Raw genomic sequence first — 13498 nt, forward strand, 5'->3', positions numbered from 1 at the left:
GCGAACGCTGATTAACCGGGAGGCCGTCCTCGAAAACGGATGGTCGAACCGTTACGTGTCCAGCCGGACGAACGCTCGACCGAGGAGCTGATCGAGCTGCTCGATTCCGGGCGCCGGGTCCTGATCGAGGTCGAGATCGCCGGCACGATCAAGGAAATCGCCCTCCGGCAGCGGGACGGGGTCTATTACTGTGATACGCCGACGACGCTACACACCCACGAGACAAGGGACGGGATCCGGAAGTGTCTCGAGAATCAGGGGTACGCGGCGGAGAGCGAACGCTGATTACGACCGGACCGCTCTAGAGGGACGATGGCCGAGTCCGACGCCGACCTCCACGGTCTCATGCTGATGGACGAGCCCGGGTTCGAGCACGTCATGCAGTGTGTATTCGGGATCCAGGACCACGAGTGTCGGACCTACGTCGAACTGCTCGACGTACCGGGAAGCACCGTTTCCGAACTGGCCGAGGACCTCGATCGGGACCGGAGCAACGTCAATCGGTCGCTGGCGACGCTCATGGAGAAGAGGCTCGTCGAGCGCGAACGTCGGTTGCTCGATTCGGGCGGCTACGTCTATCAGTACACCGCGGTGCCGTTGCCCGAGGCGAAAGAACGGATGCACGAGGCCTTAGAGGAGTGGAGCGAGCGGGTCCACGGGCGGATTGACGGGTTCGGAACGGGGAGTAACGAGGCCTTTTGACCCCGCGCCCCCTCCACCCGACAATGAGTTCGGATCTCACGGTCGGAGGCGAGGAGCCACCGGAGGTCGCCGACGACGGCGTCTGGCTCGAATGCATCGAAACGGGCGAGCAGTACGCCCCCTTCGAGGGGGTTAGGTATCGAAGCGACGCGGGCGCGCTGCTCGAGGTCCGCTACGCCGAGCACCCCACCTTCGAGGAGTTCTCGGGCGAGGGGGTCTGGCGCTACGACGCGGCGCTTCCGGTGGAGCGGGAGGTCACGATCGACGAGGGCGCGACCCCGCTGTACGAGGTGCCCCGACTCGAAGACGAGGTCGGCGTCGAATCCCTTCGGATCAAACACGAAGGGATGAATCCGACGGGCTCTTTCAAGGACCGCGGCATGACCGTCGGCGTCGGCGTCGCCCGCCGGCTCGGTGTCGACCGGCTGGCGTGTGCTTCTACCGGAAACACGAGCGCCGCGCTCGCGGCCTACGGCGGCCGGGCGGGCATGGAGACGCTCGTCCTCCTCCCGGCGGGCAAGGTCGCCGCGGGCAAGATCGCCCAGGCGAGCCTCCACGGCGCGCGCATCCTCGAGGTCGACGACAACTTCGACACCTGTCTCGACATCGTGCAGGACCTGGCGAGCCGGGGCGAGGCCTACCTGCTCAACTCGCTGAACCCCTTCAGGCTCGAAGGTCAGAAGACGATCGGCTTCGAGATCCTCGAACGCCACCGCGAGGAGTATGGAGAATTCCCCGATCGGATCGTCCTCCCCGTCGGCAACGCGGGCAACACCGCAGCGCTCTATAAGGCCTTCAGGGAGCTCGTCGCGAGCGGCGCGCTCGACGAAGAGGACGTGCCGAAACTGACGGGCGTCCAGGCCGAGGGCGCGGCACCCATGGTCGAGGCCGTCGAGAACGGCTGGGACGAGATTGAACGCTGGGAGGACGTCGAAACCCGCGCGACCGCGATCCGGATCGGTAACCCGGTGAACGCACCGAAGGCGCTGCCGGGGATCCGTGCGACCGGCGGGACGGCCGTCGCCGTCTCGGACGCGGAGATCACCGACGCCCAGCGCGCGCTGGCGGGCGAAGGAATCGGCGTCGAGCCCGCCTCGGCGGCGAGCGTCGCGGGACTGCGGAAACTGCGCGAGAACGGAGTGGTGGGAAGCGACGAGCGGGTGGTCTGTCTGACGACCGGCCACCTGCTGAAGGACCCCGACGCGGCGGCCGCTGCCGGTGTGGAGCCCGAATCGGTGCCGGGCGAGACGGAGGGCGTGTTGAAGCACCTCGACGAATAGAGAACGTTCGGTTTCGACTAGAACTATTCCGAGGAGTTAGTCGATATATCGCGCAGGAACGGAGAGGCCGAATTCCTCGGCCGTCTCTCCGACGATCCCCTTTCTCGTGTAAATATCGGGTTTGTAGTACAGTTCGTGCGTCACTTTGTACTCGTCCCGGAGATGTTCTCTGACGCGACCGACGTCGGGTCTATCGAAGTAGTTGGGCGTATAGACTGTAAGGATGTACTCATCGTACATCGGGAAGTTAGCATACCCGAACGAGGTCATCGCCTTCACTGCCCAGAGAGTGCCGTCCTCCGCATCACTGACGAGTTCGGGCCAGAGTTCGTCAATCCGCTCGGCCGATCCGGTGAGTTGCCACTTTCCGAAGGGAAGATTCTCCTCGAGTGCCTCCCGGTCGATCTCTCGCACAGCCTCGTTCTCTGCCGGTGGGAGGTCATCGACTGTAATCGCCTCGGGGCGCGCAACGCCGTGCTCGGAGAAATACTGATCGCCGCCGACCATCGGGGAATCGCTTACGTCCCTACTACGGAGCCAATACTGTTCTTCTTCGCGAATACTGAGGGGAGACTGCATGGTGATCCAGTACAGAATAGTCCAGAATCACACAAGAGCGTGTGCCAGCCGGAGTGAAAGTAGAACTCAGACTGAGAACAACCGACTGCTTTCAACCTCTATCAAGCGAGGTAGTTAGAGAGACGTCCGAACCGTATCCGCCCCGTCGAGCGTGATGTACCGGGCCTCGATGATACGCTCGTCGGCCTCCAACTGGTCGAGCAGTTCGTCGCTCACCTCCTCGTCTAAGTCGTAGACGGTGATCGCCTCGCCGCCGATAGCCTCGCGGGCGTTGAACATCCCCGCGATGTTGATGTCGTTCTCGCCCAGCACAGTTCCGATGAACCCGATCGTACCGGGTTTGTCGTAGTTGCGCGCGACGAGCATGTGGCCGTGCGGGATGGCGTCCACTCGATAATCATCGATCCGGACGATCCGTGGGTCGTCGTCGGCGAAGAGAGTACCGGAAACGCCGAGTTCGGTCTCGCCGTCGCCGTTTCCAACTGTTACGGTGACCACGCTACGGAAGTTCTCGGCCTGATGGCTCTTGGTCTCGGTGACGTCGACGCCGCGGTCCTCGGCGACTTGGGGAGCGTTGACGGCGTTGACCTGCCACTCCAAGGGAGAAAAGACACCCTTCAGCGCGCTCGCGGTCACGAGGTCGACCTCCTCTTCCGCGATCTCGCCGGCGTAGGTGACGTCGACACTCTCGACGCGCTTATCGAGCAGTTGGGCGGCGATCCGGCCCGCGGTTTCGGCGAGTTCGATGTACGGGCGCACGCGGGGGAACGCGCTCTTGTCGATCGAGGGGGCGTTCAGCGCGTTCAGGACGGGTTCCTCGTTGAACGCCGCGAGCACCTGCTCGGCCGTGCTGGTCGCGACGTTCTCCTGGGCGGCCTCCGTCGAGGCGCCGAGATGCGGCGTGACGATGACGTCCTCGACGTCGAGAAGCGGGTTTTCGGGCGAGATCGGCTCCTCCGCGAAGACGTCGAGCGCCGCGCCCTTCAGCGTCCCGTTCTCGACGGCTTCCGCGAGCGCGGCCTCGTCGACGACGCCACCGCGCGCGCAGTTGATCAGGTAACCCCCATCGAGCTTCGCGAGTTCGTCGTGGCTGATCAGGTCCTCGGTTTCGGGGGTCAGCGGGGTGTGAACGGTCAGGAAGTCCGCCTGCTCGATGCACTCCTCGAACTCGACGAGGTCAGCGCCGATCTGGTCGGCGCGGTCCTCCGAGATGTAGGGATCGTATGCCACGAGGTCCATCCCGAGGTTGTTCAGCCGTTTCGCGACCTCCTGACCCACGCGACCCAGCCCGACGATCCCCAGCGTCTTGTTGTTGACCTCGGTCCCCAGGAAGTCGCTTTTGGCCCAGTCGCCGGCTTTCAGGCGGGTGTGGGCCTGTGGGATCGAGCGCGCGGCGGCGAACGCCATCGCGACGGTGTGTTCTGCGGCCGCCCGGACGTTGCCTTCTGGGGCGTTGGCGACGATGACGCCGTGTTCGGTCGCGGCGTCAATATCGATGTTGTCGACGCCGATCCCGGCCCGCCCGACGATCACGAGCTCGTCGGCGCCGTCGAGGACCTGTCGAGTCACCTCGGTCCCCGAGCGGACGATCAGACCGTGAACACCCTCGAGGGCATCTACGAGGGCGGGCCCGCCCTCGATCCCGTAGTCGGTGACGACCGCGTGGCCGGCCTCGCGCAACGTCTCCAACCCCGCATCGTCGATGGGGTCCGTAACGAGAATCCTCATGCGAGAGACCTGCCACGCGGCGGGGTTAACGCTTGTGTCATCGGCAGGGATGACCTTTCGAGAGGGGGGTACCGAGGGGCAATACAGGCTGATAAGCGGGGCGTGCTAGCTCGGAGTATGGCCGATGCCTTCGGACGGATGGTCGAGGACTTCCACCACGGACGGCTGGTCGAGCGGCCGGTTTACCGTCGGGACGACGGGCACGTCAGCGAGGCGCATCTCGCGGGATATTTCGCCGATTACAACGACTGGAGCGACCTCGAAAAACGGATGGCCGAGCGGGTTTCGGGATCCGTCCTCGACGTCGGCTGTGGCGTCGGGCGGACCACCCTGTGGGCGCGACGGGAGGGCCACGCCGTGTGCGGGGTCGACCGGAGTCCCGGCGCGATCCGGGTCGCCCGCGAGCGGGGCATCGAGCGGGCGGCCGTCGGCGATATGACGGCCCTCGGGATCGACACGGGATTCGACACGGTACTCGTCGTGGGGAAACAGCTCGGCCTCGGGCGTTCGCGGGCGGCCCTCCGGGGGACGCTCGCGGAACTCGCCCGCGTCACGGAACCGGGCGGACGGCTCGTCGCGGACCTGAACGACCCGACTCATCCCGACGCGCGGGCGGAGCCGGAGTACCTGAACGAACGAACCGTGGAAGAGGGGCTGACGTACCGGCGTTTTCGCGTCGAGTACGACGGGCTGGTTGGCCCGTGGATCGACCTCTTGATGACGAGTCCGGCGACCCTCCGCGGGGTCGCCGAGGAGACGGGGTGGACAGTCGAGGCGGTCGTCGAGAGCGAGACGTCCGCCTACGCGGTCGTGCTGGGCCGGTAGGTGTCGGAAACGGAGGGTGTGATCGCCAGCGGGTCTCGCAATCGGCGGTCCCCGTCGTGGGTGCCTCTGACGGTTGGCCGCGGTCGACACTGGGCCGGTTTCCGGGAAGTACCTGCCGTTCGCTGATTCGGCTCCACGACACCCTTGTCCTATGACCGGGATCCCGTTGGAACGTGAGAGGATTCGTCGTTGATTCAGCGCACGAACGACCCGAACGATCGTCCGACGCCGATTTCCCCTTCGAGGCGCCCGTTTCGGGGCGATCGAGCGGTCGACGACCTATCGGATTCATGGACGGTCGACTGTCCGCCGTCCGAGGGGTCCGACTCGCGACGGTGACCGATCGAATTCGCGTCCCTGGTTGTCGAAGAGGTCTCAATCGAGGGCGTCGCGGGCGACCCGCTCGTGGTCGGCGTGCCAGTCCGTGATCGCCTCGACGGGCCGGTACGCGAGGTCGAGGCCCTCGTGGGAGAGCGAGAGGTCGCCGCCGCCGCGCTCACACCGGTAGGCGATCCCGACGAAATCGTGGGGGCCGTACCGCCCGGGCGGTCGGTAGTAGACCCCGACGAGGTCCGCGACCCGGACGTCGAGACCGGTCTCCTCGCGCGTCTCGCGGATCGCCGTCTCCTCGGGGGATTCGCCGGGTTCGGTGTAGCCCGAGGGGAGACACCACCTGCGGTCGTCGACGCGCTTCATCACCAGCAGGCGGCCCTCGTCGTCGGTGACGACGGCCTTCGCACCGGTCTTGGGGGTGACGTAGCCGAGTTCGTCGGCGAGGCGGTCGTGGACCTCGGCGGGCGGGCGCTCGAGGACCTCGCCGTATCCCATCGACGCGAGTTCGAGCAGGCGCTCGTAGCGCTCCCGATCGTAGGGGTTATCGGCGTCGACGAGGCCGTTTTTCGCCATCACGCGCAGTTCCTCGAACAGGGCGAGCGAGTCCATACCGGGGGTGGGATGGCAGGGTTGAAACCCCCGGCGAACGAATCCCGACCGATGACACTGGTGGCGTTCGACTTCGACGGGACCCTCTCGGACTCGGAGATGACCGTCCTGCTCGGCGAACGGTTGGAAGTGGCAGGGGAGATGGCCGAGATCACCGAGCGGGCGATGAACGACGAGATGAGCTACGCAGAGAGCCTGCGTCAGCGTGCCGGCCTCCTGAAAGGACTCCCGCAGGCGGATGCCGAGAAGGCCTACGGCGAGGTCCGCCTGCGGCCGGGCGCGGCCGAGGTGATCGAATCGCTCAACGAGGCGGGCGTCCACACGGCGATCCTGACCGGCGGGTTCGAACGCGGCGTCGAGCGCGCGCTCGCCCGCGAGGGCGTGGCCGTCGATTCGATCGTCGCAAACCGCCTCCCGATGGCGGACGGGAAACTGACGGGCGAGGTCGAGGGCCCGCTGATCGAGGGGACGAAGGACGACGCCCTGCGTCGACTGGCGAGCGCCCAAGGCGTCGACCCCGAGGACACCGTCGCGGTCGGCGACGGCGCGAACGACCTCCCGATGCTTCGTGTCGCGGGCCTCGCCGTCGGCTTCGACCCGAAACCCGCGGTCGAACCTCACTGCGACGAACTGGTCACCGACATGGTCTCGCTGCGCCGCCTGTTCGAGGAGCGTGGAGTTCTGGAGCCCGCCGCCGAGTAGTCGTGTAATTTAGTAGAGATAAGACGGGTTCCGTTCGCCGTCGCCGGTCCCCGACACGGCGTCGACCCGGACCGGGCGCGTGGATTCGTCCCGACCGACCTGCGGCGGTGGAGTCGACGGATGGCCGCCCGACGACACACCGCCGACCAGTACCTCTTCGAGCGAGGACCGAAACAGGGTAGTGAGTCGCCCCCTCATCCTGGAACGGCAATGGACTTCACGCTCCTGCATACCGGTGCCGAACACCCCGATCTGACGCTGCTCGTGCTGACAGGGATCCTCTCGTTCGCCGCCGGAACCGGACTGGGCGCATACGCGGCGCTTCGCGGGAAGGTCGCGGACGCACTCGGCGAGACCGCGGAGAATTGAGCACCGAACCCGATCAGCGCGGAAAGAGGCTCGCGTGAACGGGGGCGAAGTCGCCGCTGTCGTCGGCTTTCTTCGTGTCCGTGATCGCCTTGCCGGCGAGCCCGTCGTCGACGAAATCCGCGAGCGGCGGCCCGACCTTTCCGGGTTCGACGAGGAAGGCGTCGTGGCCGTGATCCGACTCGACGACGTGGTGGGCCGCCTCGCCGGTTGCGCGGACCGCTTCGGCCACTCGCTCGGACTGGGCGACCGTGAAGTGCCAGTCGCCGGTAAAGGACATGAGGAGCGCCTCGCCGGTAAAGGCGGCGAGCGCGTCGGCGTCGGACTCGTAACCCGCGGCGAGGTCGTAGTCGTCCATCGCCCGCGTGAGGTAGAGGTAGCTGTTGGCGTCGAAGCGCTCGACGAATTTTCCGGATTGGTAATCGAGATACGACTCGACGTCCCGGTAGGGGAAGAAGTCGGCGGCGGGGTCGGCGGGAAACGCCTCGCGGTGGGCGTCCCGTCCCGCAGAGCGCCGTCCGAACTTCCGTTCCATCGAGTCCTTCGAGAGGTACATCATGTGGCCCAACTGGCGGGCCAGCGCCAGCCCGTTCTCCGGTTCGGCTCCCCCATAGTACTCGCCGCCCTGCCAGTTCGGATCGGTCGTGATCGCCCGGCGGGCAATGGCGTCGAGCCCGAGACACTGGGCGTCGAGGCGGGCGGCCGCCGCGACCGCGGCAACCCGATGGACGTCGTCGGGGTACCTGACCGCCCAGTCGAGCGCGTTCATTCCCCCCACGGAACCGCCGACGACGGTGTGGAGCCGGCCCACACCGAGGTGATCGAGCAGTGCTCGCTGGGCGCGCGTCCAGTCGCCGACCGTGACAGGGGGGAAGTCCGTACCGTAGGGCTCGCCCGTCTCGGGATTCTCGCTCGGGGGGCCCGACGAGCCGTAACACGAGCCCGGAACGTTGGCACAGACAACGTAGTACTCGGCGGTGTCGATCGCCTTTCCCGGTCCGACGATGTCCTCCCACCACGCCGAGGCCTGATCCGTCGTCGAATCGCGAAACGAACCCGCGACGTGGGCGCTCCCTGTCAAAGCGTGACACACCAGCACGCAGTTCTCGCCCGTGAACTCGCCGTAGGTCTCGTAGGCGATTTCAAGGTCGGGGATCGACTCGCCACAGGCGAAGCGGAACTCCCCGAGGGAGGCGGTTTCGCGGTTCTCGCTCATGATTCGGTCGAACGCCCCGTAGCGACTTCGATGGCTCGATCGAGATCGGCCAAGATGTCCTCGGGGTCCTCGATTCCCACCGACAGCCGAACCAGGTCCTCGGTGACGCCGCTTTTCGCGCGCTGCTCGGGGGTGAGCTGTCCGTGGGTCGTCGAGGCCGGGTGGATGATCAGCGACTTGGCGTCGCCGATGTTGGCGACGAAGCTCACGAGATCGACCGCCTCGCAGACGCGTTTCCCACCTTCAAAGCCGTTTTCGAGGCCGAACGCGATCATGCCGCCGAAGCCGTTTTCGAGGTATTCGCGGGCGTTGTCGTGGGTCGGATGTGACTCCAGTCCGGGATACGTGACCCACGCCACGTCCTCGTGATCCGCCAGGAACTCGGCGACGATGGCGGCGTTCTCGCAGTGGCTCTCCATCCGCAGAGGGAACGACTCGAGTCCCTGAAGGGTGGCCCAGGCGTCGAAGGGTGCCTGCTGGGCGCCGAGCGCCCGCAGCGAGCGGTATCGGGCGGCGGCGGCGAAGGGCGCCTCGGGGAAGTCCCGACTGAAGTCGATGCCCTCGTAGGCGGGGTTCTCGCCCGCGAGTTCCTCGTAGCCCGTCCAGTCGAAGTCGCCGCCGTCGATCAGCGCGCCACCCACCGTCGACCCCGACCCGTGGAGCCACTTGGTCGTCGACTCCCAGACGAGATCCGCACCGCGTTCGAGGGGCCGACACAGCGCGGGCGTCGCGAACGTGTTGTCGACCACGAGCGGGGCGCCGTGTGCGTGGGAGATTTCGGCCACTCGTTCGAGATCGGGGGTAACGAGCGACGGATTGCCGATGGTTTCGAGGTGAACATACGCCGTCGAGTCGTCGATCGCTTCCTCGTACCCTTCGTAATCGAGCGTGTCGACGAAGCGCGTCTCGACCCCCCGGCGGCCGGCGACATGGTTAAAGTACGCGGTGGTCCCGCCGTAGATCGCGGCGGCGGAGACAATCGAATCGCCGGGCGCAGCCAGCAGGAAGGTCGCGGCGTCGAGGGCGGCCATTCCCGAGGAGGTCGCGACCGCCCCGGCGCCGCCCTCGAGGGCAGCGAGACGCTCTTCGAGCGCGCTCGTGGTCGGGTTGCTGATCCGGGAGTAGACGTCGCCCTCCGCCGAGAGCGCGTAGAGGTCGGCGGCGTGGTCCGCGCTCTCGAACTCGTAGGAGGTCGTCTGGTAGATCGGTGGCGCGCGCGCGCCCGTCGCCGGGTCCGCGCACCCGCCGGCGTGGACGCTCCGCGTCGCGGGTCCCCATCGGGTCATGTATGTGGTGCATATCGCCGTAGAGATTTATAACCAGTAATAACGGCAAGATTCGCAGCGACCCACGAACCGCACCGTGCTCGCGGGGACCGAAGCCGAGCTACCATCCGTCCCTGCAGGGATCGCGGTCGTCCCGGTCGATCCGTAGAACGTTAGGTGGTCGACCCCCTAGAGGCGACCGTGACATCTCCGAGACGCGATCGCATCGCGCTCGCGACCGTGATATTCGTCGTCCTGCTGGCACAGGTGTTGCTCTATCCGGGGATCGCTGGCCTCGTGGCGGCGCTCGGTGCGAGCACCGACCTCGACGCGAGCATGTGGTTTCTCGTCGCGGAGTTCTCGGCGTTCGTCGTCTGTGCGAGCCTCTGGGGGGCCGCAAGCGACCGGGCGGGCCGTCGAACCCCCTTCATCGCCGTCGGGGCGGCCGGCGGCGCGGCCGGCTATCTCGTCCTCGCGGGCCTGCCCGCAGTCGTGGATCTCACCTTCGCTCATGTGCTGTTGATCCGCGTCCTGCAGGGGGCGATGACCATCGCCGCCTTCTCGCTCTCGATGACGATGCTCATGGACCTACCCGGCGGCCACGGGAAGAACATGGGCGCGGCGGGCATCGCCATCGGCGGCGGCACCGCGACCGGCGCGCCCCTGGGCGGCCAGCTCGCCGCGTTCGATCCGCTGGCGCCGCTGTGGGCCGCCGGATTCCTCCTACTCTCGGTCGTCCCCCTCCTCGGGTTCGTCTCCGATCGCGCTCCAGCAGGAGGGCGGCGCTCGATCCGGGAGGTCCTCGCCGGCCTCTCGCGAACGCCGACGCTCGGGCTCCCCTTCGCCTTCGGCTTCGTCGACCGCCTCACCGCCGGGTTCTTCGCGCTCGTTGGGACCTTCTACTTCCAGGAGGCGTTCGGGATCGGCCCCGCCCAGACCGGGATCGTCCTCGGACTCTTCTTCGCCCCGTTCGCCCTGCTTCAGTACCCCTTCGGGATCCTCTCGGATCGGATCGGCCGGACGCTTCCCATTGTCGTCGGCTCGGCGTGCTACGGGGGAGCCATCCTCCTCGTCGGTCTCGTCCCCACGCTGGCGCTCGCACAGGCGGGGATGGTTCTGGTAGGGATCCTCGGCGCGCTGGTCTCGCCCGCGACGATGGCGCTGGTGACGGATCTCGCCGAGCAACGGGAACGCGGCGCATCCATGGCCGGGTTCAACATCGCCGGGAGCCTCGGCTTCCTGACCGGGTTCCTGCTCGGCGGGACCGTCGCCGATACCTACGGCTATCTCGCCGCCTTCGTCGTCGTAGGCGGCCTCGAGGTCCTGATCGCCGCGGTCTGTCTCCCCCTCTTCCTACGGGTGGAGATCCCAGTCGAGGGGACGTTCCGACCCGAGTGATCGCCGTCATGGACCACGGACCGCCCCGGAGGACGGCCCATCTTTATGTATCTGTCCCGATTCAGTAGGAACGCATAACGGAAATGGAAGGAGCGACCGAACTCCGTCGTCGGACCGTGCTGAAGGGCGCGGGTATGGCCGCCGCGGGCGCGCTGGCCGGCCGACCCGCCGGCGCCCAAGAGGGGGCGACGCCCGAACCCGACGACTTGGAGGCGTTCGTCGACGGACTGATGGCCGAGGGGCTCGCCGAACACGACGTCGCGGGCGCGACCGTCGCGGTGGTCGGCGGGGGCGAAACCCTGTTGGCGAAGGGCTACGGCCGCGCGGATGTCGAACGGGGGGGCCCGTCGACGCCGCCGAGACCCTCTTCCGGATCGGGTCGGTCTCGAAGCTGTTCGGCTGGACCGGCGCCATGCAGGGGGTCGAACGCGGCGAACTCGATCTGGGGACCGACGTCAACGATTATCTGGCGGAGGTGACGATCCCCGAGGCCTACGGCGAGCCGGTCACGCTCGAACACCTCGACACCCACACGCCCGGCTTCGAGGAGCGCTATCGTGGTACCTTCGTCGAGAGCCCCGAGGACCTCCGGCCGCTCGGGGAGACGCTCGCCGACGAGCGACCCGCGCGGGTGCGTCCGCCGGGCGAACTGGCCTCCTACTCGAACTACGGGGCGGCGCTCGCGGGCCATATCGTCGCCGAGCAAGCCGGAACGACCTTCGAGGAGTACGTCCGGGAGAACGTCTTCGAGCCGCTGGACATGGAGCGAAGCACGTTCGCTCAACCCGTTCCCGACGGGGTCGGCGAGGTCTCGAAGGGCTACCGGTATCGGAACGGGGAGTTCGTCGAGGGCGAGTTCGAGTACGTCGGGATCCCGCCCGCCGGCTCGATGAGCGCGAGCGCGACCGACATGGCGCGGTTCATGCTGGCCCACTTGAACGACGGGGCCTTCGACGGCGGGCGGATCCTCGAATCCGAGACGGTCGAGGCAATGCACCGCCGGCGGTTCGCCCACGACGAGCGGGTCGACGGGATCTGCTACGGCTTCTACGAGACGAGCCACGGCGAGGAGCGGGCCATCGGCCACGGCGGGGACACCCAGCTTGTTCCACAGCCAGCTGTTGCTCGCACCCGAGCGCGATCTGGGCCTGTTCGTCTCGTATAACAGCCCCGGCGGGGCACAGGCCCGCGAGGAGTTCGTCGAGGCGTTTCTCGACCGGTACCTCGGCGAGCCCGAGCCGCCGGCGCCGGGGTGACCCGCGGCGAGGATCACTCGGGCTCCTACCGGGCGATCCGCTACCCCCATACCACCTACGAGAAGGTCGGCGCGCTCGTCACCGAACTTCCCGGGGTCGGCGTCGAGCGGTGGGTCGAGGACGAACCGCTCGTCTTTCGCCACGAGGACGGCGGGGACACGCTGGTCTTCGAGGAGGGCGAGGACGGGATCACCCACCTCTTTCTGGGGAGCGTCCCCGTGATGGCCTTCGAGCGCCTCGGGTGGTACGAGGCGACGACGACACAGCTCGCGGCGATCGGGCTCTCGCTTCTCGTGTTCCTCTCGGCGGCGGTCGGCTGGTCCGCGCTCGGGTCGTGGCGCCGCGCGAGGGACCGGCCGCCGGGGGCGGAACGGTCGCGGGCCGCCCGGTGGACGGCGGGGCTCGCGAGCGCACTGTTCGTCGGGTTCGCCGCCGGGCTCGGCGCGCTCGTGGCCGTCGACCCGAGTTCGATACTGTTGGAGGCGTCCCCGACGTTGCTGGGGCTGCTCGCGCTACCGGTGCTGGGCGCGGTGGCGACGCTCGGAACGCTCGCGTGCTGCGTCCTCGCGTGGCGCGATCGCTACTGGGGACTGCTCTCTCGGCTCCACTACACGCTAGTGGTGCTGGCGTGTCTGGCGTTCCTCGCCGTGCTTCGCTACTGGAACCTGCTGGGGTTCAGGCTCTGAGGATCGCCCTGCAGGCGCAGGGAGGCTTTTTGTCCGTCTAGAGCGTCAGAATCGGGTATGGCACCGAACCTGCCGGACCTGCTCGGACGGGGATTCGACCGGGGACTGGAGGCGGCCTTTACTGCAGATTCGATCACGCAACTCGTCGAGGCGGTCGACTTCGAGGCGCTCGAACGGGGCGATCCCGGGGCGATGGACTTCGAGCGCATGGGCGAACTCGTCGGGCAGATGACCGGCCGGCTCGTCGTCAAGCAGACGGTGGGACGGTACACACCGGGTCAGTTCGCAGAACAGACCGTGGGCTACGCGATCGGCGGCGCGATCGGCCGCGAGGGCGGGCGACTCGTCCTTCAGGTGGTCGAGGACCAGTACGGCGACCCCGTCGAGGTCGACATCGACGTACTCGACGAGGGCGAAGTCGAGGAGAGCGACGACATCCGCGATTTGGGCGACGGGGAGGACGTGGACGGTCTCGACGACCTGGGGGGCGGACTCGACGGCGAGGACGGGGGCCCCGACGCGGACGAGGAATAGCCCCAACCTTTTTCCGCTC

General features: G+C 67.3%; 17 protein-coding genes. 12 read left to right on the plus strand and 5 right to left on the minus strand.

The window, feature by feature from the left end:
- The first annotated feature begins 39 nt into the window (after positions 1-39).
- The 3 genes from HAPAU_RS04065 to thrC are packed head-to-tail and all read left to right on the plus strand — an operon-like array spanning position 40 to position 1982.
- A complete protein-coding gene (locus HAPAU_RS04065) occupies positions 40-285 on the plus strand; it encodes a hypothetical protein (RefSeq protein ID WP_066379947.1) in 246 nt (81 codons plus the stop codon).
- A 60-nt stretch (positions 286-345) separates the two neighbouring features.
- The gene (locus HAPAU_RS04070) at positions 346-702 is read left to right on the plus strand and encodes a helix-turn-helix domain-containing protein (protein WP_394327288.1); all 357 of its coding nucleotides are present in this window, start codon (positions 346-348) and stop codon (positions 700-702) included.
- Between the two features lie 23 nt (positions 703-725).
- Positions 726-1982: a threonine synthase gene (thrC, locus tag HAPAU_RS04075; RefSeq protein WP_066379953.1), complete on the plus strand. Its 1257-nt coding sequence runs from the start codon at positions 726-728 to the stop codon at positions 1980-1982.
- Positions 1983-2018: 36 nt separating this feature from the next.
- On the opposite strand, the gene HAPAU_RS04080 is transcribed toward thrC, so the two are convergent.
- Together HAPAU_RS04080 and serA are read right to left on the minus strand one after the other, a co-directional pair.
- Entirely contained in the window at positions 2019-2561 is a 543-nt protein-coding gene (locus tag HAPAU_RS04080; protein WP_066379956.1) for a putative phosphothreonine lyase domain-containing protein, read from the minus strand.
- A gap of 114 nt (positions 2562-2675) precedes the next feature.
- Complete coding sequence (gene serA / locus HAPAU_RS04085; protein ID WP_066379958.1) at positions 2676-4289, minus strand: phosphoglycerate dehydrogenase; 1614 nt, start codon at positions 4287-4289, stop codon at positions 2676-2678.
- A 117-nt stretch (positions 4290-4406) separates the two neighbouring features.
- Between serA and HAPAU_RS04090 the strand changes: the two genes are divergently transcribed.
- Positions 4407-5114, plus strand: coding sequence for a class I SAM-dependent methyltransferase (locus HAPAU_RS04090; RefSeq protein ID WP_066379959.1), 708 nt, complete (start codon positions 4407-4409; stop codon positions 5112-5114).
- Between the two features lie 375 nt (positions 5115-5489).
- Here the strand turns inward: HAPAU_RS04090 and HAPAU_RS04095 are convergent, their stop codons facing one another.
- On the minus strand, positions 5490-6056 hold the full coding sequence (locus HAPAU_RS04095) for an NUDIX hydrolase N-terminal domain-containing protein (RefSeq protein ID WP_084383661.1): 567 nt from the start codon (positions 6054-6056) through the stop codon (positions 5490-5492).
- 51 nt (positions 6057-6107) lie between these two features.
- Here HAPAU_RS04095 and serB point away from each other — a divergent pair, with 51 nt between their 5' ends.
- Together serB and HAPAU_RS20825 are read left to right on the plus strand one after the other, a co-directional pair.
- The gene (serB, locus tag HAPAU_RS04100; protein ID WP_066379963.1) at positions 6108-6758 is read left to right on the plus strand and encodes a phosphoserine phosphatase SerB; all 651 of its coding nucleotides are present in this window, start codon (positions 6108-6110) and stop codon (positions 6756-6758) included.
- 120 nt (positions 6759-6878) lie between these two features.
- Positions 6879-7127 carry a hypothetical protein gene (locus HAPAU_RS20825; protein ID WP_157078415.1) on the plus strand — a complete coding sequence of 83 codons (249 nt, stop codon included), beginning with the start codon at positions 6879-6881 and terminating at the stop codon, positions 7125-7127.
- 13 nt (positions 7128-7140) lie between these two features.
- Here HAPAU_RS20825 and metX read toward each other — a convergent pair whose 3' ends face one another.
- Positions 7141-8340, minus strand: a complete 1200-nt coding sequence (gene metX / locus HAPAU_RS04110; protein ID WP_066379966.1) for a homoserine O-acetyltransferase MetX — start codon at positions 8338-8340, stop codon at positions 7141-7143.
- Positions 8337-9626, minus strand: coding sequence for an O-acetylhomoserine aminocarboxypropyltransferase/cysteine synthase family protein (locus tag HAPAU_RS04115; protein WP_066379968.1), 1290 nt, complete (start codon positions 9624-9626; stop codon positions 8337-8339). Before HAPAU_RS04115 ends, metX begins: the two co-directional genes overlap by 4 nt.
- A 180-nt stretch (positions 9627-9806) precedes the next feature.
- Here HAPAU_RS04115 and HAPAU_RS04120 point away from each other — a divergent pair, with 180 nt between their 5' ends.
- From HAPAU_RS04120 to HAPAU_RS04130, 6 genes are all read left to right on the plus strand, one after another.
- Positions 9807-11003, plus strand: a complete 1197-nt coding sequence (locus HAPAU_RS04120) for an MFS transporter (RefSeq protein WP_066380315.1) — start codon at positions 9807-9809, stop codon at positions 11001-11003.
- A gap of 83 nt (positions 11004-11086) precedes the next feature.
- Positions 11087-11482 carry a hypothetical protein gene (locus HAPAU_RS22870; RefSeq protein WP_368085872.1) on the plus strand — a complete coding sequence of 132 codons (396 nt, stop codon included), beginning with the start codon at positions 11087-11089 and terminating at the stop codon, positions 11480-11482.
- A complete protein-coding gene (locus HAPAU_RS22180) occupies positions 11395-12168 on the plus strand; it encodes a serine hydrolase domain-containing protein (protein ID WP_368085873.1) in 774 nt (257 codons plus the stop codon). The genes HAPAU_RS22870 and HAPAU_RS22180 overlap by 88 nt, the downstream gene beginning before the upstream one ends.
- The gene (locus HAPAU_RS22185) at positions 12107-12259 is read left to right on the plus strand and encodes a hypothetical protein (protein ID WP_245634023.1); all 153 of its coding nucleotides are present in this window, start codon (positions 12107-12109) and stop codon (positions 12257-12259) included. The genes HAPAU_RS22180 and HAPAU_RS22185 overlap by 62 nt, the downstream gene beginning before the upstream one ends.
- Positions 12256-12945 (plus strand): hypothetical protein, encoded by a 690-nt coding sequence (locus tag HAPAU_RS22190; RefSeq protein ID WP_245634024.1) that lies wholly within the window; start codon positions 12256-12258, stop codon positions 12943-12945. Before HAPAU_RS22185 ends, HAPAU_RS22190 begins: the two co-directional genes overlap by 4 nt.
- A 57-nt stretch (positions 12946-13002) precedes the next feature.
- Complete coding sequence (locus HAPAU_RS04130) at positions 13003-13479, plus strand: hypothetical protein (protein ID WP_066379970.1); 477 nt, start codon at positions 13003-13005, stop codon at positions 13477-13479.
- The last annotated feature ends 19 nt before the right edge of the window (positions 13480-13498 follow it).

The organism is Halalkalicoccus paucihalophilus, from assembly GCF_001593955.1.
In the GTDB taxonomy this organism is placed as follows: domain Archaea; phylum Halobacteriota; class Halobacteria; order Halobacteriales; family Halalkalicoccaceae; genus Halalkalicoccus; species Halalkalicoccus paucihalophilus.